Origin of the sequence: Kitasatospora sp. NPDC048407 (genome assembly GCF_043200475.1) — a bacterium.
Taxonomy (GTDB): Bacteria; Actinomycetota; Actinomycetes; order Streptomycetales; family Streptomycetaceae; genus Kitasatospora.
Map to the genome: position 1 here is coordinate 49,794 of NZ_JBICXW010000017.1, position 24,836 is coordinate 74,629.

Annotated in this window: 21 protein-coding genes and 1 pseudogene; 15 read left to right on the plus strand and 7 right to left on the minus strand. The window is 75.2% G+C overall.

Features of this window, described 5'->3' with window-relative positions:
• The first annotated feature begins 601 nt into the window (after positions 1–601).
• The 3 genes from ACGFWJ_RS26855 to ACGFWJ_RS26865 all read left to right on the plus strand — a co-directional run bounded on the left by ACGFWJ_RS26855 (position 602) and on the right by ACGFWJ_RS26865 (position 2,483).
• Complete coding sequence (locus ACGFWJ_RS26855; protein WP_392954179.1) at positions 602–1,093, plus strand: hypothetical protein; 492 nt, start codon at positions 602–604, stop codon at positions 1,091–1,093.
• 140 nt (positions 1,094–1,233) lie between these two features.
• Complete coding sequence (istA, locus tag ACGFWJ_RS26860; RefSeq protein ID WP_392954353.1) at positions 1,234–2,328, plus strand: IS21 family transposase; 1,095 nt, start codon at positions 1,234–1,236, stop codon at positions 2,326–2,328.
• A complete protein-coding gene (locus ACGFWJ_RS26865) occupies positions 2,328–2,483 on the plus strand; it encodes a hypothetical protein (protein WP_392954181.1) in 156 nt (51 codons plus the stop codon). The genes istA and ACGFWJ_RS26865 overlap by 1 nt, the downstream gene beginning before the upstream one ends.
• Positions 2,484–2,550: 67 nt before the next feature.
• Here ACGFWJ_RS26865 and ACGFWJ_RS26870 read toward each other — a convergent pair whose 3' ends face one another.
• Entirely contained in the window at positions 2,551–4,104 is a 1,554-nt protein-coding gene (locus ACGFWJ_RS26870; protein ID WP_392954355.1) for an alpha/beta hydrolase family protein, read from the minus strand.
• A 605-nt stretch (positions 4,105–4,709) separates the two neighbouring features.
• Between ACGFWJ_RS26870 and ACGFWJ_RS26875 the strand changes: the two genes are divergently transcribed.
• The 3 genes from ACGFWJ_RS26875 (at position 4,710) to ACGFWJ_RS26885 (ending at position 8,834) form a co-directional block, all read left to right on the plus strand.
• Positions 4,710–5,933, plus strand: a complete 1,224-nt coding sequence (locus ACGFWJ_RS26875; protein WP_392954183.1) for a sensor histidine kinase — start codon at positions 4,710–4,712, stop codon at positions 5,931–5,933.
• A complete protein-coding gene (locus ACGFWJ_RS26880) occupies positions 5,930–6,601 on the plus strand; it encodes a response regulator (protein WP_392954185.1) in 672 nt (223 codons plus the stop codon). The genes ACGFWJ_RS26875 and ACGFWJ_RS26880 overlap by 4 nt, the downstream gene beginning before the upstream one ends.
• 1,612 nt (positions 6,602–8,213) lie before the next feature.
• Positions 8,214–8,834, plus strand: coding sequence for an ATP-binding protein (locus ACGFWJ_RS26885; protein WP_392954187.1), 621 nt, complete (start codon positions 8,214–8,216; stop codon positions 8,832–8,834).
• 292 nt (positions 8,835–9,126) lie between these two features.
• Here ACGFWJ_RS26885 and ACGFWJ_RS26890 read toward each other — a convergent pair whose 3' ends face one another.
• The gene (locus tag ACGFWJ_RS26890; RefSeq protein WP_392954189.1) at positions 9,127–9,966 is read right to left on the minus strand and encodes a hypothetical protein; all 840 of its coding nucleotides are present in this window, start codon (positions 9,964–9,966) and stop codon (positions 9,127–9,129) included.
• A gap of 603 nt (positions 9,967–10,569) precedes the next feature.
• Here ACGFWJ_RS26890 and ACGFWJ_RS26895 point away from each other — a divergent pair.
• The 5 genes and pseudogenes from ACGFWJ_RS26895 (at position 10,570) to ACGFWJ_RS26915 (ending at position 17,645) form a co-directional block, all read left to right on the plus strand.
• The gene (locus tag ACGFWJ_RS26895) at positions 10,570–11,091 is read left to right on the plus strand and encodes a hypothetical protein (protein ID WP_392954191.1); all 522 of its coding nucleotides are present in this window, start codon (positions 10,570–10,572) and stop codon (positions 11,089–11,091) included.
• 115 nt (positions 11,092–11,206) lie between these two features.
• Positions 11,207–11,809 carry an AAA family ATPase gene (locus ACGFWJ_RS26900; protein WP_392954193.1) on the plus strand — a complete coding sequence of 201 codons (603 nt, stop codon included), beginning with the start codon at positions 11,207–11,209 and terminating at the stop codon, positions 11,807–11,809.
• A gap of 777 nt (positions 11,810–12,586) precedes the next feature.
• Positions 12,587–13,150 (plus strand): annotated as a pseudogene (locus ACGFWJ_RS26905) (flavodoxin family protein); the annotation flags it as partial.
• 1,725 nt (positions 13,151–14,875) lie between these two features.
• Entirely contained in the window at positions 14,876–15,295 is a 420-nt protein-coding gene (locus ACGFWJ_RS26910; RefSeq protein WP_392954195.1) for a hypothetical protein, read from the plus strand.
• 1,228 nt (positions 15,296–16,523) lie between these two features.
• Complete coding sequence (locus ACGFWJ_RS26915) at positions 16,524–17,645, plus strand: NADAR family protein (protein WP_392954197.1); 1,122 nt, start codon at positions 16,524–16,526, stop codon at positions 17,643–17,645.
• A 556-nt stretch (positions 17,646–18,201) separates the two neighbouring features.
• Here ACGFWJ_RS26915 and ACGFWJ_RS26920 read toward each other — a convergent pair.
• Positions 18,202–18,846 carry a DUF4232 domain-containing protein gene (locus ACGFWJ_RS26920; protein WP_392954199.1) on the minus strand — a complete coding sequence of 215 codons (645 nt, stop codon included), beginning with the start codon at positions 18,844–18,846 and terminating at the stop codon, positions 18,202–18,204.
• Positions 18,847–19,261: 415 nt separating this feature from the next.
• On the opposite strand from ACGFWJ_RS26920, the gene ACGFWJ_RS26925 reads away from it, so the two are divergent.
• From ACGFWJ_RS26925 to ACGFWJ_RS26940, 4 genes are all read left to right on the plus strand, one after another.
• Positions 19,262–19,423 (plus strand): hypothetical protein, encoded by a 162-nt coding sequence (locus ACGFWJ_RS26925; protein ID WP_392954200.1) that lies wholly within the window; start codon positions 19,262–19,264, stop codon positions 19,421–19,423.
• A gap of 463 nt (positions 19,424–19,886) precedes the next feature.
• On the plus strand, positions 19,887–20,123 hold the full coding sequence (locus ACGFWJ_RS26930; RefSeq protein ID WP_392954202.1) for a hypothetical protein: 237 nt from the start codon (positions 19,887–19,889) through the stop codon (positions 20,121–20,123).
• 85 nt (positions 20,124–20,208) lie between these two features.
• Positions 20,209–20,700 carry a hypothetical protein gene (locus ACGFWJ_RS26935; protein WP_392954204.1) on the plus strand — a complete coding sequence of 164 codons (492 nt, stop codon included), beginning with the start codon at positions 20,209–20,211 and terminating at the stop codon, positions 20,698–20,700.
• 59 nt (positions 20,701–20,759) lie between these two features.
• Entirely contained in the window at positions 20,760–21,104 is a 345-nt protein-coding gene (locus ACGFWJ_RS26940) for a hypothetical protein (RefSeq protein WP_392954206.1), read from the plus strand.
• Positions 21,105–21,344: 240 nt separating this feature from the next.
• Here ACGFWJ_RS26940 and ACGFWJ_RS26945 read toward each other — a convergent pair whose 3' ends face one another.
• The 4 genes from ACGFWJ_RS26945 to ACGFWJ_RS26960 all read right to left on the minus strand — a co-directional run bounded on the left by ACGFWJ_RS26945 (position 21,345) and on the right by ACGFWJ_RS26960 (position 24,836).
• Positions 21,345–22,166 carry a CHAP domain-containing protein gene (locus tag ACGFWJ_RS26945; protein WP_387641946.1) on the minus strand — a complete coding sequence of 274 codons (822 nt, stop codon included), beginning with the start codon at positions 22,164–22,166 and terminating at the stop codon, positions 21,345–21,347.
• Between the two features lie 209 nt (positions 22,167–22,375).
• A complete protein-coding gene (locus tag ACGFWJ_RS26950) occupies positions 22,376–23,266 on the minus strand; it encodes a peptidoglycan-binding protein (RefSeq protein WP_387641948.1) in 891 nt (296 codons plus the stop codon).
• A 402-nt stretch (positions 23,267–23,668) separates the two neighbouring features.
• Positions 23,669–24,130, minus strand: coding sequence for a hypothetical protein (locus tag ACGFWJ_RS26955; RefSeq protein ID WP_392954209.1), 462 nt, complete (start codon positions 24,128–24,130; stop codon positions 23,669–23,671).
• A 436-nt stretch (positions 24,131–24,566) separates the two neighbouring features.
• Complete coding sequence (locus tag ACGFWJ_RS26960) at positions 24,567–24,836, minus strand: hypothetical protein (RefSeq protein WP_392954211.1); 270 nt, start codon at positions 24,834–24,836, stop codon at positions 24,567–24,569.

Consider the following 24,836-nt stretch of genomic DNA (forward strand, 5'->3'; position numbering starts at 1 on the left):
CGTTCCGCCGCCCGCCGGGCAGGGTTTTCGCCGTGCCGCGTGGTGGCTCGGCGTCTCGGCGGGCGCTGCTCGTTGCGCTGTCGGTCTGTTGTCCTGGTCGCCCGCGGGTCGGGTCGGTTTCGTGGGATCGGGTCCGGTTGGGGGGCTTTCTGGTGGACGGCGGGTGGTGGGTCGAGGTCGGTGGTGTGCTGGGTGGGCCGGTTCCGCCTGCTGGGCGTTGACGGGCGGGTGGGTGGCCGGGGTGGCGGGTGTGTCGTGTTCGGTGTGTCCGTGCCGGGTGTGGTGGAGGTGGCAGGGAGTGGGGGAGGGGGTGTCGTGGGTGGGTGTTTTGGGGTGGGTGTTCTGGGGGTGGGGTCGTGGTGGGGCTTTCCCGCTTGTCTAGGACGGTGTTTCCTGGCCCCGGGGTGACGGCTGCAAGTGGCCCCACCGAGGAACGGTTTAAGTTGGCCCCACCAGGCGGTCGGCGCGGTAAGTGTGTCGAAGGCGGCAGTCGTCACCGGTTGCAGGATTGGTCTGACCCCTGGGCTGCTCTCTGGTCGGTCGGCGGCGGTGAGCGGCGCCAACTTGAGGCGGGGGATCGCTCCTCGGGGCAGGGGAGTAGATGAAGGCCGTCAGCGATTTCTTGTCCCTGCTCGGGACTCCTGTCCGACAGGACGAAGGGCATCTGATCAAGGAGATCGCTGCGTCCTGGTCGGTCACCCTGTCCGAGGACTTCATCGCGATCGCCGGCGCGTACGGCGATGCGGTCATCTCGGACTACATCTGCTTCTGCGGGGCCCGGACGCTCCGCAGCTACGCCGACCGCATGGGCCCCCTTCTTGAGGCCTCTTCGACGGTTCCCCACGTGGTGCTGCCGACCCCTGGCGGCGCTCTGGTCTGGGGGAACACGATCGAAGGCGACCAGCTCTTCCTCGTCCCCCGTGGGGGCGGGACCTGGACGGTCTCGGCGTTCCGCCGAGGCTGGGCGGACTGGCACGACACCGACCTCGGCTTCAGTGACTGGTTCCACCTCGCACTGACCGGCCAGACGGCCACTGACTGGCTACCGGAGTGGGAGCCGCTGCCGCACCTCCTTGAGCTCGCCGGCGGGTGACAGAAGCGTTGAGCGGGCGATCGGCGAAGAGCACTCGTTTGGAGTAGTGCTGGATTGGCCGGGCTCCGGCAACCGGATCACGCTGTGTGAGTTCGTAGTCACGGCCGTGTCAGGAGGCCGAAGATTTGCAGCGCGTCGAGTTGTTCGGGCGGATTCGCCGGGACAAGAGGCTGGAGAACGCCTCCGTCCGGGAGTTGGCCCGCCGTTACTCCGTCCACCGCCGAGTGGACCGCCAGGCCCTGGACAGCGTGTTGCCTCCGAAGCGGAAAGAGCCCGTGACCCGCCGCTCCGCGCTGGACCCGGCCAAGGGCTGGATCGACGAGATGCTGCGGGCGGACCTGACCGCGCCGCCCAAACAGCGGCACACCAACAAGCGGATCCTGGCCCGGCTGCGGGACGAGTACGGCTTCACCGCGGTCGCCTACACCACCCTCAACGACTACCTGCGGGTCCGCCGGCCCCAGATCAAGGACGAGGCGGACCGGGCCCGGATGCTGCACGAGGGCATGGTCCCGCAGTTCCACCGGCCCGGCGAGGAGGCCGGAATCGACTTCGCCGAGGTCTGGGTGCGGGTCGACGGCAAGCCGCTGCAGTGCCGGATGTTCACGCTGCGGCTGTCGTATTTCGGCAAGGCGGTCCACCGGGTCTTCTCGACGGCCGCTCAGGAAGCCTTCATGCAGGGCCACGTCGACGCCTTCCGGATCCTGGGCGGCGTCCCGGTCCGGCACATCCGCTACGACAACCTGAAGCCCGCGGTCTCCCAGGTCTGCTTCGGCCGCTCCCGGGTCGAGTCGCAGAGGTGGGTGGCGTTCCGCTCGCACTACGGCTTCGACGCGTTCTACTGCCGGCCCGGTAAGGAGGGCGCGCACGGGAAGGGCGGCGTCGAGCACGAGGGCGGGCGCTTTCGCCGCTCGCACCTGGTTCCCGTCCCCGAGGTCGACACGCTGGCGGAGTTGAACGAGCGGATCGAGCGCATCGAGGTGGAGGAGGACGCCCGGCACATCGACAACCGGCCCACCTCGGTCGGTTTCGACTTCGCCTACGAGGCCCCGCTGCTGGCGCCGGTCCCGGAGGAGGAGTTCGACGTCGGGCTGACGCTGACGCCGCGGGTCGATAAGACCTCCCGGATCACGGTCCGGCAGAACAAGTACTCCGTCCCGGCCCGGTTCATCGGCAGGACGGTGCGGGTCTCGCTGCGGGCCGACGAGGTCCTGGTCTTCGACGCCACAAGGTGATGGTCCGCCATTTGCGGCTGGCCGGCCGCTACGGCTTTCGCGACCTGCTCGACCACTACCTGGAGATCCTGCGGGACAAGCCCGGCGCGCTGGAGAACTCCACCTGGGGCGAAGCCGTGACCCGGGTGGCCCGGGTGGTTTTGTGGGTCTGGTGATCTTGTGTCGTGACCCGGTGGGTCTGGCGTGGTTGTTCGGGGGGATCCGCAGGGCTGGGGGTGTCGGTCAGTGGCCGCTGTCCGGTCTGTCCGGGTCGTTCGGGTCGTTCGGGTCGTTCGGGTGGTTCGGGTCGTTCGGTCGGTTCGGGGTGTGGGTGGTGAGGTTGCCGTAGGTGGAGAGGGTGTCGGGGAGGGTGTCGGGGTGGTCGCGCAGGGTGGTGTCGAGGAAGGCGAGGGTGGTGGCGGTGATGGTGCGGGGGCTCTGGGAGCGGCCGAGGGTGCCGGTGAGGGAGGGGATGGGCGGCAGGTAGAGGGGGGCGTCGGTGAAGGTGAGGTGGGCGGCGCCAGGGAGGGTGAGGCGGTAGCTCGTGCGGGTGTTGTGTCGCAGGGCGTCGGTGAGGCGGGGCAGGTAGCGGGGGTCGGCGCTGGGGGTGTCGGCCTGGGTGAGGGCGAGTGCGGGTATGCGGAGGTCGGGGGTGGTGGGGCCGTGGGGGTAGCCGTCGAGGTCGATGACGCAGGTGAAGCGGTCGTCGTTGCGGGCGGCCTGGAGGGCGGCGGCGCCGCCCATGGAGTGGCCGGCGGCGGCGGCCCTGCCGGTGTCGAGGTGCCCGGCGAGGGGGTCGGTGCCGTGTTGGAGGGCGTTCAGGCGGGTGAGGGCGAAGCGGAGGTCGGCGGCCCGGACGGCCGTCCAGCCGGCCGCGAGTTCCTCGTCCCTGACAAGGTCGCCGCTGGAGACCGTCGCCGAGTGGATGGTGCGGCCGTCGGTGAGGACGACCGCGGCACTGTCGTAGGGGTGGTCGAGGGCGGCGACGACGTAGCCGTGGCTGGCGATCTCCTCGGCCCACGCCGTGTTCTGGGTGCGGGCGCCACCGGATCCGGGGGAGAACAGCACGACGGGGAACCGCTCGCGGCCGTCGGCGACGGGTGCGTCGAAAACCGCGCGGCCGCGTGCCGCGATCAGGCCGTCGAGGAGGAAACCCGGCAGGCCGGCCCCGTGGGCGAGCGCGGCGGCGACGGTGCGCGCCTCGGCGGGGGTGCGTCCCAGGTACAGGGCCCGCGGGGTGCCGGCGGGACTCTCCCGGGCGGGGTACCAGAGCTGGACGACGACGGTGCGCCGCTCCCGCGGGTCGGCGGTGAACGTCTCGGGGCGGTCGGGGTCGGTCCACTGCAGCACGCGGGTACCGACCGCGAACCCGCCGGTGGGCTCGGGGAACACGGGTACCGGGAACGCCCACGCCGCCACCGGGCCCGCCGCGATCAGGCCGGCGCCCGCCGCCGAGGCGGGCAGCGCCAGCCACCACCGGGCCCGCCACGCCGGCCGGCGGCCGGCCCGCCGCCGCCGTACGAGGGGGGCGAGCGTGAACGGCAGCGCCGCGCCGGCGCCCGCCAGGACCGGCAGCAGCTGCCAGCGCACACCCGCCGCGCCCAGTACCACCGCCGAGGGCGCCAGGACGGCGAGCGCGGCGATCGTGACGGGCGGGCGGGCGGCCCGCGGAAGCCAGCGTGCCGCCACCAGCGCGGCGGCGGCGAGCACGGCGAGAAGTTCCGGAAGGGACAGGGACAGGGGCTCGATGATCTCGGTCACCCGGTCATCGTCCGGGCACGGCACCCGCCGCCACATCGCCCCCGCGTCGGTACCCGCCTGCCACACCGGGCGGACCCGCCCCGCCCGCCGGCTGCGACCGGCGTCGCAACCGGGCGCCCCGTTCGGGCAAGCCGGTTGCGACCCAGGGCGGCACCGCGGCTCCTCCTGAGGTCGTACACCCCGCCGCCGTGATCCGCCCCCGGGCGCATGCGCCCCGCGCCCGGCGCGCCCTACCGTGACAGGGCCGCCACACCCACCGGGCCACACGGAACACCCACACCCCCGCGCCCGCCGCGGGACCCGGCCGGCGACAGCGCGGCGAATCCGCCACCCGTGCCGGACCGAAAGTGACAGGGACACCCGTGATGACCGAGGCGGCCGCCGAGCCCGCCCCCACCCGCCCGGGGCGCCGTCCGGGGTGGGTGAGGGCCGTGGCGGCGACCCGCCGGACCGCCGCCCGGGCCTGCCGCCCGGTCGCCCGGCTGCTGTCGCCCGCGGCGGGACCCGATCGGCGTCACCGTGCCGGACCGACAGTGACAGGGACATCCGTGATGACCGAGGCGGCCGCCGAGCCCGCCCCCACCCGCCCGGGGCGCCGTCCGGGGCGCCACCCGGCCTGCCGTCCGGGGTGGGTGAGGACCGTGGCGGCGACCCGCCGGGCCATCACGCGGGCCTGCCGCCCGGCCGCCCGGCTGTCGCCCGCCGCCGCCGACTCCCTGCCCGCCGTGCTGCTCCTGCTGCACATCCTCACCACGCGCGCGCCGCGCGAACTCCCCGCCGCCGCGGCCCTCACCGCCGCCCTCGCCCTGCCGCTGGCCCGGCGCCGCCGAGCACCGGCCGCGGTGTTCTGCGCCGTCACGTGCGCGGCCCTCGCCCAGTGGCTGACCGGGATCCAACTCCCCGCCGACGCCGCCCTGCTGATCGCCCTCTACACCGTCGCCGCCCACACCGGCCCGCTCGGCACACTCGCCGCCGCCACCGTCATGGAGGCCGGCGCCGTGCTCGCCTGCGCCCGCTGGGCGTCCCCGGGCGCGTTCTGGACCCTCCTCGCCGCCGCGACCGCGACCGTCGTCGCCGCCACCGTCCTGGGCGTGAACAGGCGCACCACCCGCGCCCACCTCGCCGCCCTCCACGAACGCGCCACCCGCCTGGAGGACCAGCACGACCAGCAGGCCCGCCTCGCCGTCGCCGAGGAACGCGCCCGCATCACCCGCGACATGCACGACATCGTCACCCACAACCTGTCCGTCATGGTCGCCCTCACCGACGCCGCCGTCCACGCCCAGCACCGCGCACCCGACAAAGCCACCACCGCGATGCTCCGCGTCTGCGAAACCGGCCGCCAGGCCCTCACCGACATGCGCCGCTCCCTGGGCCTCCTGCACACCGACGACACCGACGACACCGACGCCCACCGCCACCCCCTGCCCGGCATCACCCAACTCGCCACCCTCGCCGAACAGATGGACGCCGCCGGACTCCCCACCCGCCTCGACCTCCACGGCGACCACACCCACCTGCCCGCCACCGCCCAACTCACCGTCCACCGCCTCGTCCAGGAAGCCCTCACCAACACCCTCAAACACACCCCCACCGGCACCCGCGCCCACGTCCGCGTCGACTGCGCCGCCCACACCGTCACCGTCCACATCACCGACAACGGCCCCCACCCGACCCGCCACCGCCCCGGCACCCCACCACCCCGCCCCGGCACCGGGATCGCGCCACCCGGTCACGGCATCACCGGCATGCGCGAACGCGCCGCCGCCTACGGCGCCACCCTGCGCGCCGGACCCCTGCCCGGCGGCGGCTGGGAAGTCCACACCCGCCTGCACCTCGACACCACCCGGCCGGGCACCGCATGACGATCCGCGTCCTGATCGCCGACGACGAAGCACTCCTGCGCATGGCCTTCACCACCGTCCTGGAAACCCACAGCGACATCACCCCCGTCGGCGAAGCCACCGACGGCGCCCACGCCGTCCACCTCACCCGCCGGCTGCGCCCCGACGTCGTCCTCATGGACGTCCGGATGCCCGGCACCGACGGAATCGAAGCCACCCGCCAGATCGTCCGGGACCACCCGCACACCAGAGTGCTGATCCTCACCACCTTCGACCTCGACGCCTACGCCTTCGCCGGCCTGCGCGCCGGAGCGTCCGGATTCCTGCTGAAGAACACCCGCCCCGACGACCTGCTCACCGCGATCCGCGGCGTCGCCGCCGGCGACGCCGTCCTCTCCCCCCGCATCACCCGCCGCCTCCTCGACACCTGCCGCCCCCACCTCCCCACCCCCCACCCCGCCGACCGCGACGAACGCGACGAACGCCTCGGCCGCCTCAGCGCCCGCGAACACCAGGTCCTCGTCGAAGTCGGCCGCGGCCTGACCAACGCCGAGATCGCCACCCGCCTGTCCATCGCCGAAGCGACCGTGAAATCCCACCTCGGACGGATCCTCCACAAACTCGAACTCCGCGACCGGATCCAAGCCGTCGTCTACACCCACCACAACCACCTCATCCCCCCGACCTGACCACCACCGGACACCCCCGCCCGCCGGCACCAGGCCCCCGCCACCACGGCACGCGACCCGGAGCCACCGGACACCCCCGCCCGCCGGCACCAGGCCCTCGCCACCACGGCACGCGACCCGGACACCCGCTCCCACGGCACGCGACCCCGAACCCGCTCCCCGTCCCGCGCCCGACCCGACCAGGGGTGACGGCCCGGACACCCGGCACGCACACCCGGGCCACCCGGAGACCGCCCCCACCCGCCGCCCCCACCCGCCGCGGGCGGCGGCCGCCCGTATCCGCGGCGCCGGACCGGAACCCGCCCGCCAGCGGGAGACCCGACCACCACGGCCCCGTTCCCCGGACCGCCGGCGGGAGCGATCGCCCTCGGCCCCACCCCGGCAGCGACTGCTGTCCGACCCGCGGCACCCGCTTCGCTACGCCCCGGCACCCGCCCCGTCCCGGCTCCTCCGGCCTGCCGCATCCGTTCGCCCTCTCGTGGCGGACCGTCACCTGGGCGGCGACAGCCGGCCCGCCCCCCGGTCACCACGGCGCCCTCTTGCCGCACTTCCCCCGGCCGCCACCGTCACCGACACGACCCCCCCGGCACCTGCTCCCCGCCCGGGCCGGGCGCGGCGCGGTACACGACGCTGCTGACCGGGGGCCGGACGGGGACACGGCCCGCCGCCCGCCGCGCCCCGGCCCCACCGTGAAACCGAGCCGCCGTCAGCGACCCCGGGCCCGACCAGGGGTGACGGCCCGGACACCCGGCACGCACACCCGGGCCACCCGGAGACCGCCCCCACCCGCCGCGGGCGGCGGCCACCCGTATCCGCGGCGCCGCCGGACCGGAACCCGCCCGCCCGCGGGCCCACTTCGGCCTCCATGACACCGCCCGCCCGCGGGCCCACTTCGGCCTCCATGACAGCCGGGCCCCGGCGCACTCACCACCCCGGCCCCGAGGGGTCTGCGCCCGCCGAACCCGGATCCGCCGCCACCCCCGGCACGCCGCCGCCCGCCGGCGGGAGACCCGACCACCACGGCCCCGTTCCCCGGACCGCCGGCGGGAGCGATCGCCCTCGGCCCCACCCCGGCCCTCGGGCGTACCCGCGCGCGGGCCACCCCGGCAGCGACTGCCGTCCGACCCGAGGGCTTCCCGGGGACCGCGCCGCGCCCCGGCCCCCGGCGGACGGCCGGCCCGCCCCGCGCTCTCCACGGCAACCCATCGCCGCACTTCCCCCGGCCGCCTCGCTGCGCCTCGGCACCCGCCTCGCTGCGCCCCGGTACCCGCCTCGCTGCGCCCCGGTACCCGCCCCGTCCCAGGCCGACGCGGCGTGGCCCGCCGCCGCTCATGACCGCAGGCCGCGCGGGGACACGGCCCGCCGCCCGCTGCGTCCCGGCTCCTCCGGCCTGCCGCATCCGTTCGCCCGCCCGTGGCGGACCGTCACCTGGGTGGCGACGGCCGGCCCGCCCCCGGTCTCCACGGCACTCTCTTGCCGCACTTCCCCCGGCCGCCACCGCCACCGACACGACCCGGCACCTGCCCCAGGCCGGCGCGGCGTGGTGCGTACCGCCGCCCGTGACCGCAGGCCAGGCAGGGACACGGCCCGCCGCCTGGACCCCGGCCCCCTCGTGAACCCGAGCCGCCGCCCGCCACCCTGGGAGCGGACAGTTCAAGATCCGTTCCGCACGGCCGACCTCGGCCGGGCCGCCGTCGACAACTCCGTCACCCGCGCCGTCAACAAGATCACCCGATGCGGCCCGATCGTCGTCGACGACATCGGCATGCCTCCCTGCGGACGGGCCGCCGCCGACGCGTTCTCCCGCGTGATCGACGCGGCCTACGGGCGTCGCCCGGTGGTGGTGACCGGCAACCTTCATCCGTCGGGATTCGATTCGATCGCGCCCAGGATGCCGGCGACGGCAGCCGTCGACCGGCTCCCGCACCACGCGCGCATCGTGCTGAGCGAGGGCACCAGCCTTCGCCTCGCTCAGGCCACCGCCGGTAAGGGCGTCGTCCCACTCGCACGGGAGCGCGGGTCCCGAGAGCCCGGCCAGTGCCCTGGAGGCGGGCTACTTCTGGAGGGGAGGCATTCCGTCGACGAGTTCACCCAGTACCCAGCCCCCGAGCGTCCACAGCAGGGCGAAGAGTGCCACACACGCGGTCGCCGCGATGGTGAATTGCCCTGTCGCGCTTCTCGTGAACGGCTTCATTCACTGTCCTCGGTGTCGGTCCTGCGCCAGTCATGGTGACGCTGTCCGCGTTCGGGCGGTTCCTTGCCGGCCCGGTGCCGCGTGCTTCGTCAGCAAAACGTTCCTCCGATGTTCTTGGCCGGTCAGCTTCCTCCGCGTCGATACCGGAGGCCATGGCCGGACCCCGAGCGGGTGACGGGAGGTCATACCGCCCAGGGGGAGATCGGCTGTCCGCCGGGAAGGACACGAGATATCCACTGAGAGGGATTCGGGGGCGAACGCGGGGAGCGGCGGGCCCCCTTCCCCCTGCCCTCTGTTCCCTGCCTTCTGCCGTCTGCTGTTGGCGGGGTCGTCAGCCGTGCAGCATGCGGCGGATCGAGGCCGCCATCGCGGTGACGAACGCGTCGCGCCGCCGCGGTGGGACGGCGTCCAGCGACAGGTACGGGTTGAGGTCTTCCAGTTCGACCAGTAGCAGGTCCCCGCCGGTGGTGCGGCAGGCGTCGACCCGCTGGATGCCGTGGTCGAGGGTGTTCCAGTCGATGAACCGGCGGGCGAAGGCCAGGTCGGCCGGTGTGGGCGGGTAGGGCGTCAACTCCCAGCGGCAGGACGGGTCGGGGGCGTGGAGGGCGTACTGGAAGGCGTCGTCGACGAAGTAGAACGACACCTCGTAGCGGAAGTCGACGAGCGGCTGGACGAGCAGGCCGTCCCCGTCCAGGCCGTCCCCGTCCAGGCCGGCCAGGTCCGCGCGGTCCACGACGGACAGGCCGATCGAGTCCGCGCCGGCGGCGGGCTTGACCACGTACCGGCCGGAGCGGGGCAGCAGACCGGCGTCGCGGGGGTGGCCGACGGTGGGGATGACCGGATACCCGGCCGCCGTCAGGTCGAGCAGGTAGTTCTTGCCGGCCATGTCGCCGCGGCCCGTCAGCGGGTTGTAGATGCGGGTGCCGCGCGCGCCCGCCTGCCGCCGGAACTCGTCGAACTGTTCCCGGTAGTGCAGCACCGGCCCGCTGTTGCGGATCACGACCGCGTCGAAGGCGTCCATCAGCGCCACCGCGTCCCGTGGGTGACACAGCGCCAGGTCGAACTCCTCACGCAGCCGCGATGTCAGGAAGACGTCCTCGTCGCCGTACCGGCGCCCCCGCGCCGGATACGCGAGATCGGTGACGAACAGAATGCCGGAACGCTCACGCACGACGAGCTCCCCTTCTCCCACGGGCGAGCGGCCACTCTACGCGCCGCCCGAGGGCCGCGCCCGCCCCCGCCCCGCCCCCGCCCACGGTGCTCCGCGGTCCTGTGCCACAGTGGCACGGCCGCCACCCGTCACCGCGGCACGGACCGGGGGAGCAGGGGAGCGCGGAGAGCGACGGCCTCGAGGAAGCGGCCGCGAACGCCGGAATCCCCTGGGCATGGCTGTCCGGCCTGACCGCGCACCCCTCGACCGACGTGCGGCTGCGCCTGGCCCGCCACGCACCGTCCATGGCGCTGGACCCGCAGCCGCCCGAGATCGTCGACGCCGCCGTCACCCAAACCGACTGGTACCTCCGCCGCGCGTGGGCCCAGTACCAGCGGGGGATGAGCCTCGCGCAGTGGGAGCGCCTGCTCGACGCCGACCGCACCGGCTGGCAGGGCACCGTCCCGCGCTGCTGGTCCCACCAGAACGGGCCACTCCCCCCCGGCGGAGCGGTTCGCGGCCTGGGCCGCCGACCCCGACCCCCGCGTCCGCCTGCGCGCTCTGTCCTTTCGCGGCCTGCCCGGCCACGTCGCCGCCACCCTGGCCGCCGACCCCGACCCGCACGTGCGCCACGCGCTGTGCGCCCACGCCTGGGACCACCTCGACACCCACCACCGCGCGGCGCTGCGCACCGACCCCGACCCCACCGTCCGGGACGCCGCCGCGGCCTGTCACGACGACGAACGCCCCCTGTCCCCGGCCGAGTTCGACACCCTCGACGACGACGAGGACCGGCGCGACGCCGTCCAAGAACGGCCCCTTCACCCCGACCTCGCCCGCCGCCTCACCCACCACCCCGACACCGAACTGCGCCGCCGCCTCGCCGAGAAACCACACCTGGGCCCGGACCTCCTCACCACCCTGGCCGGCGACCTTGACCCGGACGTCCGCGCCGAGATCGCCGCCCGCCCCGACACCCCCGAACACCTGCGCACCCAAGCCTCCGCCGACCAGCCACCCGACCAGAAGTACCGGGACCTGCTCCGGGTCGAGGACCTGCACGACGACCCCACCGCCATGCGGCGCCTCGCCCGCTCCGCGAGCACCGCCATCCGGCCATCCCGGCGCCGGTGGCACACCGCCTGATCGACCTCGCCGCCGCCCCCCGCTGAACCCGCCGCCCGGCCACCCCCTGCCCCGGCCGCCTCCTGTCCGGCCCCCGGCTGTCGTCCCGGTTCCCCGTGTCCCCTACCGTGACCGGATGCGCACCGACCACCACCCCTGGGACATCCTGCTGATCGGCGGCGCCTCCGGCGTCGGCAAGAGCACCGCCGCCGCTCACCTCGCCGCCGCCCGCGGCGCGTTCACGGTCGAGTTCGACGACGTGGTCGCCGCCCTCCAGAGCGCCACCACACCGGCCACCCACCCCGCACTGCACCACTTCGCGGCCCACCCGGACCCGGAAGAACTGGGCGCCGACCGCCTCCTGGAACTGCAGATCGCCACCGCCCACGCCCTGGACGACGCCGCACTCGGCGTCGTACGCAACCGGCTGAGCGTGGACGTGCCCGCCATCGTCGAGGGCGACTACCTCACCCCCCGCGCCGCCCAACGCGCCGCCACCGAGGCCACCGCCCACCACCGACGCCTGCGCACCGTCTTCCTCCACGAGGGCGACCCCGCACGCATCGGCGCCAACTACGCCCGCCGTGAACCGGACCACGGCCCCCAGCCCCTCCGCGCCCAGGTCAGCGCCGACTACTCCCACTGGCTCGCCATCCAGGCCCGCGCCCACCACCTGCCCGTGGTCGACTGCCACCCCTACGACACCCTCCCGCACCGCCTGGCGGCCGCCCTGACCTGAACGGCCCCACGGCCCCACGTCCCCATCCCCCCATCCCCCCATCCCCACGTCCCCACGTCCCCGCGTCCCCGCGTCCCCATGGCCCCGCGTCCCCGGCGCCGCGCCGCGGAGGCGCGCCGCGGAGGCGCGGAGGCGCCCCCATGCCCGGGACCGGCTCGCGCACCGGGCACGTCCGGCGTCCGGCCCGGCCGCGGGGGAGTCCGACGGCCGGGCCGGGTACCGCACCCGAACACGCGCCCGGCCGGGGCCGCCTGACCCGACCTCACCACCCCGCCGACCCGCAGGACGCGCGCCAGACGGGCTCACTGCTCGGCACCCGCCCGCCGTCCCGTCCGCCCCGCCAAGGCCGACGACCGGACAACCGCCGCTACCACCACACCCGCCCCGCCCCGCCCCGTCGCTGCGCCGGCCGAGCCGCCCGCCCCTGCCGTCCGAGGCGCCCTCACCGGGCCCGGCGACGACCCCGCCCTCCGTCCCGGCACTCGGCCGCGCGAACAGCGAAAGGCCCGCGACGCGCGTCCACCGCCCGACGGCGGGCCGGGCGCACGAACGCCGCCGCCCGCCGCCCCTACGTCCACGCCACACCCACGCCACATCCACGCCACATCCGGGTCGTGCGCGGCCAACTGCCCCAGGCCAGCGCACTGTTGACGACGCGGAACGCCACGCGGACCACGGAGCCGCCCGCCGGCCGGGGCCCGCGCGTCGCCAAAATGCCCACCGGCCGGCCGGGGTCGGACAGGCGGAACCGACCCGCCGCACCCCCGGAGGCACGCCATGGACCGCTCGTTCCTCTTCCTGCTCGGCAGCTCCCGCCCGGGCGGCAACACCGAACTGCTCGCCCGGGCGGCCGCGGACCAGCTCCCGGCCGGCGTGGAACAGCGCTGGCTCGACCTCGCCGCGCTCCGCCTGCCCGACTTCCGGGACGAGCGCCACGACACGGACACCCCACCGGCGGGGGAGAGCGACGAGACGCTGCTCTACGAGGCGACGACCGCCGCCACCGGCATCGTGATCGCCTCCCCGCTGTCCTGGTACTCCGTCTCCGCCCACACCAAGCGCTACCTCGACCACTGGAGCAAGCGGCTGCGCACCCCCGACCCCGGCTTCCGGGCGAAGACGGCCGGCCGCACCCTGTGGGGCGTCACCGCCATGGCACACGCCGAGGAGGAACTGGCCGATCCGCTGGTCCTCACCCTCCACCACACCGCGGCCTACATGGGCATGCGTTTCGGCGGCGTTCCGCTCGGCAACGCCACACGCCCCGGCCAGATCCTCACCGACGAGCCCGCCCTCCTGCGCGCCAAGACCTTCTTCACCCCGACCCCGCCCCTCGCCCGCGGCGCCTCGCACTCCCTGACCCCGCCGGCCGCCCGCGGCGCCCCGCGCGCACCACCGCCGGCCGCCTGCGGCGCCCCGCGCGCACCCACCACCGGGCGCGGCCTGGAGCGCGGTGACGTCCGGGATCCGCGGCTCGGACGCGGTCCGGGCCCGCGACACCCACCCCGACCCCACCGGCGAGCGGGCCGCCGCCCCGGACCCCGCCGGGACGACAGCGAGGTGCGCCCGGTGATCGGCCGGGCCCTCGCGGACTGCTTCAACGGCGGCCCCTGCGTCGGGTTCTCGGCCGGCGACTTTGCGAGATCGCCGGGTTCCGGGTACACCACCTGGTCAGGCGCGATGGTGACTGGGCGTCAAGGCGAAACCCGCCGCTCCGACAACCCTCTCCTTCCCCTTCCCTGTCCTGCTCCGCGGCTGGCCGGCCGGTGGGGCGGGACGGCGGCGTCCGGCCGGCGCCGGCCGCACGATCACCAGCCTCGGCCGCGAGCAGGCCGAGCAGGGGAGACGTTCGCCCCACCGGTGACCCTTCGCCCCCGTAGCACCTCGCGCCGCGGCACGTCCTGCCCCGACCGGCGCGATGCCCCGCCCCCGCGTGGCGCGGATCCGGACCTCCCGGGCCGCCTGGCCCGCGCACCACCGGCACCGGGTCCGCACCGCCCGCCGTGCCGGCACGGCCGCGGCCGCGGGGAACCCTCCTCCGCTGTCGTTCACGGCGCCGACCGCCCGGGTTCTTCGACGGCCGCCCGTGTGATCCGCTGGCCTCAACAACCCGTCACCGAGGCCCTCTTGACGGTGGTTCGGGAAACCGTGCGGCTACGCGCCCCCGACGGAACCCGCCGGGCGGCACGACGGTAGCCTGCCCTGCCACTTTGTTCGAATGAGAGAACCCCAGTGACCACTCCGCCCATGTCCGACGCCACCACCGACCCCCTCGAACCCGCCGGGCCGGGGGACAGGACCAGAACCCGGCCCGCGCCCGGAGCCGTGTCCGAGCCCGTGTCCGTGTCCGCGCCCGGGGCCGCGTTTGAGTCCGAGCCCGTGTCCGCGTCCGAGCCCGGAGCCGTGTCCGCGTCCGCGTCCGCGTTCGCGTCCGAGCCCGCGTCCGAGCCCGATTCCGCGTTCGCGTCCGTGTCCGTGTCTGAGTCCGTGTCCGCGCCCGGGGCCGCGTTTGAGTCCGAGCCCGTGTCCGCGTCCGAGTCCGGAGCCGCGTCTGAGCCCGAGTCCGGAGCCGGGTCCGCGCCCGCGTCTGGGTCCGCGCCCGTGTCCGCGCCCGCGCCCGCGTCTGAGTCTGAGTCCGCGTCCGAGCCCGGAGCCGGGTCCGAGCCCGCGTCCGGGTCCGAGCCCAGGGCAGAGTCCGCGTCCGGGGCAGAGCCGGGATCCGGGACGCGAACCGCGCCGGAGTCCTGGGCGGCGGTCGGAGCCGAGCCCGAGCCCGCGTCCGAGCCCGAGCCCGGAGCCGGGTCTGAGTCCGTGTCTGAGCCCGGAGCCGGGTCCGAGCCCGGAGCCGGGTCTGAGCCCGCGTCCGGGTCCGAGCCCAGGGCAGAGTCCGCGTCCGGGGCAGAGCCGGGATCCGGGACGCGAACCGCGCCGGAGTCCTGGGCGGCGGTCGGAGCCGAGCCCGAGCCCGGAGCCGGGTCCGGGCGGGGCGGCGGGCCGGAGCCGGTCGAACCGGCCGCCGCGCCCACGGGCCGCCGCTGGATGCCCGGCGTCCTGAAGTACGGGGGCATGCTCGTGCTGATCGTGGCGGCCCTCCTGGGCGCCGCCTACTTCGCGCGTGACACCCCGGCCGCCGCCAAGGCCGGCGACTGCGCGCACAACGCGGGGACCGAGAGCAAGCCCGACGTGAGCCTGGTCGACTGCGGGTCGGCCGATGCCGAGTTCACCGTCCTCAAGGTGGTCCACGGCGCCGACGAGCACGAGTACGAGACGGAACCGGCGCTCGTGGCCACGTACGTGGAGACACGCCGCAGTTCCGTCCTCGTCCTGTGCCTGGGCATGCGCGAGCGACCCACCGTCACACCGGGCCCCGGAAACGCCCGCCACCGCAGCCCCGCGCTGGAACCGGCTCCGCCCGGCACCGGCCGGACCACGACCCCGGCGGATGGGGCCGCCACCCCCGGCGAGGACGACCGCGCCGACGCGTAACCGCCCGGGCGGGCGGACGTCACCGGCGCCCGCGAACACGGCCCGCAACCGGCATGAGACGTGACCGCCGCGGCCGGCACCCCACAGACCCGCCCCGCCCTCCCGTCGCAGACCCCGCCCGCCTGCCCGTCGCACGCCGCGCCGCGGTCCGTCCCGGCCGGACCCGAGTACCTGTGCTCAGGCCGGCCGGGACACCCGTCCGTAGCCTCGCGACCGACGCCGGAACGAAGACCGGCCGCGAGGCCACGGACGGCACAGACGCAGACCGGCGACCGCCCCGCGGCCCGCGGCCCGCGGGACACCGGCCGCGGCCGGCGCCCCTCCTGCTGCCGGCCGGCACGGCCGTGACCGGAGCGTGGCTCCACCACAGCCACAGCCACAGCCACGGCCCGCTCGCCCGGCCCGCCCGGCTCGCCCGGCACGCCCGGCCCGGAACGGGACGCGGGGAAGGCCCGGGACAGCATCCGGAGCGCCCTCGCCGGGCGCCGCCGGCGCCATCACCCCGCAGGCCGCGCACTTCGACGACCGGCACGACGTGGTCCACCGTCCACCGCACATGGCCGCTCCGGGCCCGGACCGATCCGTCGAAGTACCGGCTCCCCACCGACCGGCCCGCCCGGTACGGGAAGGCGCACGGCTGCAGCGCGGGGCCGTTCCAGAACTTCGCCGGCGCCGACACCCACACCTCCGTGACCGACGAACGCCGGATCTCCGCCACCCCACCCGACGGCGTCCTCCCCACCCCGGAGCCGGACACCCCGGAGCTGGACACCCCGGGCGTGAGCCTGCGGGCCACCCGCGACGGCGTCCGGTACGCGGGCACCGAGGCGTCCGGCAAGGGCCCCCGCCCGGCCCGGCCGCCGTCCGGACACCCACCCGTACCACCCGGGCCCGCCCTCCCCGCCCGCGGAAGACCCGTACCGGCCGCACCGCCCGTACCGGCCGCACCGCCCGTGACGGTCCCGCCCGTGACGGTCCCGCCCGTGACGGTCCCGCCCGTGACCGCACCGCCCCTGACGGTCCCGCCCGTGACGGTCCCGCCCGTGACCGCACCGCCCCTGACGGTCCCGCCCCTGACGGTCCCGCCCCTGACGGTCCCGCCCGTGACGGTCCCGGCCACCCCCCCCACAGCAACACCGCCGCGACACACCGGACCTGACGACCGCGAGCCACGGCCCGCCCGGAAAACACGGCGCCCGCACGGCCGGCGCTACGGCACAATCCCGGGATGACCGGCAACCGGATCACCCATCGCACAGCGGACGGCGTCCGCATACCCGGAACCTGGCGGCACGCCTTCATCCGCAACGGCGGCCACTACTTCCTCACCGACCTCTTCATCTACGCCGACGGACTCGTCGACTGCTGGGGCCTGGTCACCCTCGAGGAGTTCGAGGAGAAGCTCCGCACCGGCTGGGTCGCCACCAGCTTCCCGGAAGGCGGCGAGGCGTCCGCGCACGAGCTGGCGGACTGGAAGTTCAACGAACCGGAGAGCTGGATCACCCCCGAGCTGCTGGTCGCCGAAGTCCGCGACAGCATCGACCAGTTGAACGGCCGGCCCGACTCGACCGGCCGCTGCCTGGCCGCCGTCGACACCTTCCTCGCCGACCGCAGCGAAACCAACCGGGCCGCCGCCCGCGCCGCCTTCCTCGCCGTCCCCGAGTCGCAGCGCCGCTACGCGCTGGGCGACATGGACCGCAAGGACTGGCCGCTGCGCGTCCTGGTGGCAGGACCCGGCGGCCGGACCTACCTGCCGTCCGACCAGGCGGTCACGCGGAAGGACTACGACAACGCCCTCGCGTACTTCGAGGAGAGGGCCCGCTGGCTGACGGAACGGGCCACCAGCGTCCCCGCCGACGGACCGGCGACACCGCACGCGCCGGCCCTCCAGCTCTACCACTCCTACCCGAGCAAGCCGGTGGCCGACCCGGGCAAGATCGCCCTGCGCCACGACTACCCCGCCCCGATCACCGTCGCCGACACCGACTACCCCTCCGCCGCCCACGCCTACTGGGCCCTGTCGGCCGCCGAACCCGAGACCCGGCACGCCATCGCGGCCGCGAAGAACGGTGCCGCCGCCCGCACACTCGCCACCCGGGCCCCGCGCCGCGAAGGCTGGGAGGACGCCCGGACCGCCGTCATGACACACCTGCTCCGCGCCAAATACGACCAGCACCCCGACCTCGCCGAGATCCTGCTGGCCACCCACGACGCCACCCTGATCTACGACGACGCGAACTCCGCCTTCTGGGGCGACAACGCCGGCCGCGGCCGCAACTGGGCAGGGCGCCTCCTCGAACTCGTCCGCTCCGAACTCCGGATGCGGCAAGCCGGAATCCTCGACACCTGAGCGGACCGGACGCACGACCCCCCCAGGCCGCGCGCCGAGCCCCGCCGCCGCGCCCTGCCCGCCGCGCCCTGCCCGCCGCCGCCATGCCCGTGCCCGTGCCCGCCCGAGCCTCCTGGACGGCCGTCAGGCCACCGCTCCGTCCCGGCCGTCCAGGCTCGCACCCCCGTCGCGGGGGCCGCCGGGCGTCCGCCGGACCGTCCGCTGCGTCCCGGACGTCCAGGCCCGCACCCCCGCCGCGGGGGGCCGCCGGGCGTCCGCCGGCGTCCGCTGCCCCCGCGTGCCGGGCCCCCCGCGTGCCGGGCCCCCCGCGCGCCCTGCCCACCGCGCCCTGCCCGCCGCGCCCTGCCCGCCGGGCCTGGTCCCGTCCGAGCCTCCTGGACGGCCGCCGGACCGTCCGCTGCGTCCCGGCCGTCCAGGCTCGCACCCCCGTCGCGGGGGGCCGCCGGGCGTCCGCCGGACCGTCCGCTGCGCCCGCGCGCCTTCCCGCCCCCGCGTGCCTTGCCGCCCCCGCGCCGTGACGACCGCCGTCGGGCCCGGAAAAGGGGCGCCCGCGGTCCTACTGGCCCTGGCCGGCGCTTCCCATCGGGCCGATCTTCACCGGGGACCCGCCGCCGTCCGTGACGGGCAGTGAGGCGGTGCCGGGCCAGGGCAGGGTGACGGACTGGGTCTCGTCCGGCGGGGTCACCACCAGGCCGGTGATCCGGACACCGGAGCCGCCCGAGGTGTTGGCCGGGTAGCTGATGCCGAAGTAGGTCGACTTGCCGGCCGCCACGACACCCGCGACGACCGGCTCGCCGGAACGCTTCGCGGACAGGGTGCCCGCGGAGGTCTTCAGATCGACGCCCGCGTATCCGGACAGCGTGCAGTCCTTGCCGCCGCGGTTCTTCAGCTCGACCACGACGGTGTTGTCGGCGTCACCGGTGATGGTGCGGTCCGCGGCGGTGATGGCCAGGTCCGCGGTCCGGCACTTGCCGGCCTTCCCGGCCCCGGCGGCCCCGGCCGGCGCGGTGGCGGGTGGCGTACTGTGGCTGCCCGGCCCGCCGGAGACCGGCCCGCCGCTGGGGGAGGCGCCGGTGGACGCGGCCGGAGCGGCGGTCGGGGCGCCTTGCGCGCCGCCCGTCTCCTCGTCGCTCTGGCAGGCGGTGAGTGAGAAGGCGGCAGCAACAGTCAGGGCGGCGAGGGCGAACTTGCGGACACGCACGGTGTTTTCCTCCGGATCGGACGGCGGTGCCCGGGCCCTCGGCACGAGCGGGTTTCCGAGGACCACCACCGCCCTCCCGGACGAACCGTTCCACCCGCACCACTCCCAGGACAGTGCTGTGACACACACACCCGGACACCCCCGCGCCGCACCCCGCCGCACCCCGCCGCCGACCTGCCCGGACACCGCCCCACACCACCACGCCCCCGCCCACACACCGCCACCGGCCGCCGGTACGGACCCGTGACCCGGACGGCCTTGACCACAGACCGCGACAACCCCGCCCGCCAGGCCCGGGCCCGCGCCCCGCCCGGCCCGGCCGGGGCGGGCTGGCCGACCGTCAGGCTTCGCGCGGGCGGGCCGGGTCGCTGCCGGGGAACGAACCGTCCCCGAGACGACGAACGGAGGCAGGACGATGCCCGAGTGGCAGGGAGGGGGCGCCGACCCCGGCACGGCCGAGCTCACCGCCGGAGCAGCGGAGAACGAGCCCGCACAGGTCGAGGAGCGCCCCGCCGCCGATCCCGCGGCGGACACCGCCGAGCAGACCGACAACGGCACAAGCACACCGACCAGTTGACACGCCGCCAACCTGCGCAGAACCGGCCGCCCTCCGCAGACCGGCCGCCACGCCCCCCGGCCAGGCACCGCAACCGCCGCTCGGACAGCAGCCGCCAATCCAGGCACCGGCCACGCAGCGCCCTCGGAACCGCCGGAACCGCCGGTGCCGCGCCCTCCCGGACGGCGGCCGCCTCCGGCCGCGGTGCCGGGCCACCCCGCTGCGCCAGGAGCCGCCGGCCGCACCCGTTCCCGGTTCCTGCGCTGCCGCGGGTGGGGACCGCCACAGGACAGATACGCCCGCTGGCCGTAGGTGAGGGCGGGTGAGGACACGAAGCCCGCTTTGGCCATGGCGGAGGGGGCGTCGGCGCGGTAGCTGGTCGTGCCGCGGGTGAACGACACCGTCCGCGCCCTGCTCCCCCCCCCCCCCCCGCGGCTTCGACCTGCTGCGCCACCTGACCGGCCGTCTGGCCAGGGTCCTGCGGGTGGCCGACAGCACGTGTGAGTGGACACCGGCCGTCCCGGTCCGCCTGTACGTGGCCGGCGCGGACGAACGGGCGGCCACCGCCGACACCGGCCACTGCGAGGCCGTCCTGCGCTCGCACGGGGCGAGCGTCGAGGTCGTCGGCCTCGGCGCCCCCGACTTCGCCGGCTCCGGGTACCTCGGCTCCAACGTCGCCGCGACGGCGGCCATCGTCCGCTGGTTCGGCCAACTGCCCTGAGCACCGCCGGTCTTGACCACCGCCCGCGCTCTTCCCCTCCGGCCCCGGCGGGGGCGGGGTCCGGCCGGGTGCCTAGGGTGCGGTCATGGCTGTCCCCGAGATCATTCCCATCGCCCACGAGCCGGACTACCGGACGAGTACCGTCGGCCGTTTCCGTGACGGCCAGTTCCTGGCGTCGGTCACCTACGCGCTGCCCGAGGGGTTCGCGAGGGGGGACGGCCGGCAGGAGCACAAGAGGCTCTTCGTCGTGGTCCACACGTTCGACCATGACGGGCATCACCGGGAGTCCGACATCTGGTGCGCCGGTACCTGGGCGGAGCAGATGGAACGCCCGCACGGCGAGCGTTCCGTGGTGGCCCGGGCGGAAGCGCGGCTGGCCGCCGCCCTCGCCGGCCTCGCGGAGCGCGAGTACGGCGACATCGCGATCCGCCCGTTCCGCGTCACCGTCGACGGTGTGCTCTTCGGCCTCGTCACGGAATGCCACGCCGATGACGCGGACGGCGAGGAGGACTGGGCCGAGCTGTACCCCGACGGGCTGGGGTTCTCGGCCCCGTGGAACGGCGGGTACGACACCTGACGGACCGGACGCGCGCGGCCCTCAGGCGTCCGGCAGCGGGGCGCGCGGCAGGGCGAGGGGTGTCGGCGGCGTTCGTCCTCGCCACGGCGGGCATCGTCTACGGCAACGTCCGGGTGACCGAGGCGTGGTACTGGTGTCTGACCCGGGGTCATGAACCCGTTCCCGCGCTGGCGGCGGCCACCCGCTTCGCGTGGGCCGTCGTGCTCGTTGCGCTGCTGGTGTTCGGCGCGGTGCTCTCTTTCCTGCCGCGCGGCCGGTGGTACCTGCTGCCGGTGCTGTTCGCCGTCGCCGCGGTGCTGACCTGGCCGTACGTGATCGGGATGGGATCGCCCGCCCCGTTGCGGCCGGGTGATCCCGAGGAGGCCGTGTGCTGGACCGTGCCGGCTTTTCCTTTCTTCGGTTGAGCCGTTCTCGAAGTCGCCCGGCGCCACCCGGTCCGGCCCGGCGCCACCCGGTCCGGTCCGGCCCGGTTCGGCGGCACGCCGAAGTCCCGTCGGGCGGAGGCGACTTGGAGAGGTCACCTGCCCGACGGGGCTTCGGCGCGTACCGCTGCGGTCCGGGCGGTCGGTGTCACACCGCCGTGGCCCGCGCACTCACGAGATCACCCTGTGGCCGGGGTGTGCCGGTGTCGTGCCCGGGGTTGCTCAGAAGTGGATCATCCACTGGAACTCGGACGACGAGCCGACGTGGACGTGGCTGCGGGTGCCGTAGCCGAGGGGGTTGTTCCAGTTGTATTCCTCGACGTCGAAGGAGCCGTCGGAGTAGACGGCGTTGACGTAGGCGACGTGGCCGTAGGAGCCGTGGATGTCGTTGACGGCGATGGAGCCGACGGTGGGGGTGGTGTCGACGGAGATGCCGAGGCGGCGGGCGGCGTCGTCCCAGGTGTTGGCGTTGCCCCAGGTGGTGCCGCCGTAGGAGTTGGTGAAGTTCGGGACGCCGAGACGGCTGGCGATGCGGTACGCCGCGAAGGCGGTGCAGTTGTTGGCGGCGAAGCCGCGGGTGCCGTGGTCGAAGTCGTCGGTGGGGGACTGGTTGGAGCCGCCGCCGCTGCTGAGGAACTGGTGGGAGGCGTTGTTGTTCTTCAGGGTGGTGTTGAGGTTGCCCTTGGCGCCGGGGGCGAAGTCCTGGCTGGCGCCGCCGAAGTTGCTGTTGTAGTAGACGCGGACGGTCTGCCCGGTGCGGTTCCACACCGACGCGGCGTTGTTCTTGACGCAGACGCCCTGGCCGTTGCCGGCGCCCTTGAACTCGTAGCAGGACGGCTGGGTGGCGCCGTAGTCGCCGAGGGAGCCGCTGAAGTCGGAGATCGAGCCCGCGTTGTCGCTGTTGTAGTAGTAGCAGAACTCCCCGGCGTCGCAGACTCCGTCGCGGGACGCGGCGAACGCGGTGCCGGAGGTGGCGCCGACGAGGGGAAGGGCCATGGCCAGTGCGGTGCCGGCGACGGCGAGCGTGGTGCGTATGTTCTTCAAGGCTCTCTCTTTTCGTGGCCTGTCATCGACGGGCGCTCCGGTCGTGCTGGGGCGGCGCTCCGGTCGTGCTTCGGTCGTGCTGGGGTGGTGCCGGGGTGGTGCTTCGGCGGCGCTCCGGTCGTGCCGGGGTGGTGCTTCGGCGGCGAACGCGGTGCCGGAGGTGGCGCTTCGGCGGGTGCTCCGGTTGTGCCGGGGTGGTGCCGTGCGCGTCAGTGGGTGCGCTGGTACTGCTCCCAGGTCTGGATGGGGATGCGGGGGCCGTCGTCGGCGCCGTGGTTGGCCAGGCCGTTGAGGCCGAGGTAGTAGTCACCGGTCTGGTTCTGGGCCTGGGTGGCCAGGTCGGTGTCGCTGATCGCCGCGGCGTGGATGTGCCACGGCCAGTTGCCCTGGGTGGGGTTGCGGACCCAGGCGGCGAATCCGACCTGGCGCAGTGCCTGGGCGACGGCGGTGCGGGTGCTGGCGGACATGCCGTCGACGTTGATGTCCACGACGCCGCCGCCGTCGTGGGTGCCGGCGGAGGTGGGATCGCCGCCGGGGTTGTAGGAGCCCTGGTCGAGGGTCAGGTGGGTGCCGCCCAGGAGGCGTTCGGCCTCGGTGAGCATGTTCTGGGTGCGGGTGTTGACGGTGTATCCGTCGCGCTGCAGCTTCGCGCCGGGCCCGATCTGGTGGGTGAGGGTGAAGCGGCCCTGTCCGAGCGCGGTGAGGGAGGTGGTGCCGGGCAGCCCGTTGGCGTCCAGGCCGCTGAAGCCGAGGGAGCGCTGGAAGGCGGCGTAGGCGGAGACGGTGGTGGTGCCGAAGTAGCCGTCCACCCAGCGGGCGTCGAGGAGGCCGCGGGCCTGCAGTGCCTGCTCGACGGCCAGGACCGAGTCGTGGGCGCCCGGGGTCTGCGTGCTGTCGGCGCGTCGGGGGTCGATCTGGGCGGCCAGCACGGTGGCTTCCATGTCCACCACGGGCAGGACGGCGGCGGTGGCCGCGGGTGCCTCGGCGGGGGGCGGGGTCGCGGCGTGGGCCTGTGCGGCGCTCAGCACCAGGCCGCTCAGGACGGCGATGGCCGTGAGCAGTCGGGTGGCGGCGTTCCGGGTCTTGATGACGGATGCCATGCGGTGCTTCCTTCTGGTTCGGTGGAGGGTCGGGCCCGGCCCCGTCCCGTTGCCGGGCGGCGGGCGGGTGGGGGCTGCGGCGGAGGGCTCCCGGCCGTGGTGGCGCCCGGTCGCGCCGCCGGCCGGTGCGGCCGTCGCCGTCGTCGGCCTATGCGGCCGTCGCCGGCGTGGCCGGCGTGGTGGCCGCGCGGAAGGGCGGCGCCGGGGAGGGTGCGCTTCCGCGCTGCCCCGGCGCGGCCGGGCGACCGGTACGGGTGCCGGTGCGGGTGCCGGTTCGGCGGTCAGTACGGCCCGGGGGGCGTGACCGGCTCCGGGGGCGTGACCGGCTCCGGGGAAGGGGCCGGACCGCCGGCGGCAGCCGTTTCGGGACCGGGCCCGCGGTGGTGGCCGCGGGCCGGACGGTCAGCAGCGGACGTCGGTCTTGGCGACGACCTCGTTGCCGTAGGGGAGGGGGCCGGTGCCGTTCCAGCCCATGCCCTGGGTGCACTCCGACAGGGTGTCGGCGCCGGACGACCAGATCTCCACCATGTTGGAGTTGCACTGGACGTCGCGGACGGTGGTGCCGGTGAGGATGGACGTGCACGCGTCCCAGCTGCTGTGGGTGTCGCGGTAGCCCTGCCACACGTACAGGTAGGAGTAGTTCTTGCCGCAGCCCTTGTACTGCTTCACCGACGCCATCGTCTGCCCGCCGACGTTGAGGTAGGCGGTGGTGCCGATCTGCGTGACGCTGCCACAGCTGGCCGCGAGGGCGCTGGGGGCGGCGGAGGCATTGGGGGCGGTGGTGGCGTTGGCGGCCCCGGGAACGGCGACGAGCATCGGCACGGCGAGGGCCGCGACGGCAGCGATCTTGGCGAAAACGCGCATGGCGAACAACCTGCTTTCAGGGAAAGGGAATTGGGGGGAGGTGCCCTTGGCCGCGGCCAGGGCGCTGGAATGGGGCTCGGGGGCGCGGACAGGCCGCACCGCCCGGCCCCCGGCACCGCGCCGACGGGACGCTCCGGTGCCGGGACGGGTCACGTGACACCGCCCCGCCCCGCCCCGCCGGCGCGGACCGGCCGGGGACCTCGGGGCGTGCGGACATTCGGCGGGGCGGGCCGGGGCGCGGGTGACCACCGCGCCGGCCACCGGGGGCCCCGCGGCCGGGTGCGTGTCGTGTCCGGGCGGACGTCAGGTGCCCGGCCGGTCCGGGGTGTCCGGCCGGTCCGGGGTGTCCGGACCGAGGCGGGCAGGCGGTCGCCGGTCTCCCGGCGCGAGTGCGCTCACGCGGACAGGAGAGCCGTGGGCCCGGCCGGGGGAGGTCTTACGTGAGGACGAGGAACCAGCCGCGCAGGGCCGGCGCGTGCCGCAGAGCGCGTTCGCAGACGAGGCGCAGGTTCGCGGTCGCCGCTTGCGGAGTGTCCGCGATGATCGCGGCGGCGATGCCGTACTGATTGAGGTCGACACGGGCGCGGACGTGCTCCACCCGGTCCTCGGGCCGGCTGTGGACCCAGATCAGATCGGTGACCGCCTCAGCCGTCAACTGAGAGGGCGCCGGGCCGAGACAGATGAGCGTCACCGCGACCAGGTGCAC

Bases quoted from the DNA above. Each gene is read 5' to 3' on its own strand.
- ACGFWJ_RS26855 (WP_392954179.1), top strand. From the start codon at position 602: ATGAAGGCCGTCAGCGATTTCTTGTCCCTGCTCGGGACTCCTGTCCGA.
- ACGFWJ_RS26865 (WP_392954181.1), top strand. From the start codon at position 2,328: ATGGTCCGCCATTTGCGGCTGGCCGGCCGCTACGGCTTTCGCGACCTG.
- ACGFWJ_RS26870 (WP_392954355.1), bottom strand. From the start codon at position 4,104: ATGTGGCGGCGGGTGCCGTGCCCGGACGATGACCGGGTGACCGAGATC.
- ACGFWJ_RS26880 (WP_392954185.1), top strand. From the start codon at position 5,930: ATGACGATCCGCGTCCTGATCGCCGACGACGAAGCACTCCTGCGCATG.
- ACGFWJ_RS26900 (WP_392954193.1), top strand. From the start codon at position 11,207: ATGCGCACCGACCACCACCCCTGGGACATCCTGCTGATCGGCGGCGCC.
- ACGFWJ_RS26910 (WP_392954195.1), top strand. From the start codon at position 14,876: ATGCTCGTGCTGATCGTGGCGGCCCTCCTGGGCGCCGCCTACTTCGCG.
- ACGFWJ_RS26915 (WP_392954197.1), top strand. From the start codon at position 16,524: ATGACCGGCAACCGGATCACCCATCGCACAGCGGACGGCGTCCGCATA.
- ACGFWJ_RS26925 (WP_392954200.1), top strand. From the start codon at position 19,262: ATGCCCGAGTGGCAGGGAGGGGGCGCCGACCCCGGCACGGCCGAGCTC.
- ACGFWJ_RS26935 (WP_392954204.1), top strand. From the start codon at position 20,209: ATGGCTGTCCCCGAGATCATTCCCATCGCCCACGAGCCGGACTACCGG.
- ACGFWJ_RS26950 (WP_387641948.1), bottom strand. From the start codon at position 23,266: ATGGCATCCGTCATCAAGACCCGGAACGCCGCCACCCGACTGCTCACG.
- ACGFWJ_RS26955 (WP_392954209.1), bottom strand. From the start codon at position 24,130: ATGCGCGTTTTCGCCAAGATCGCTGCCGTCGCGGCCCTCGCCGTGCCG.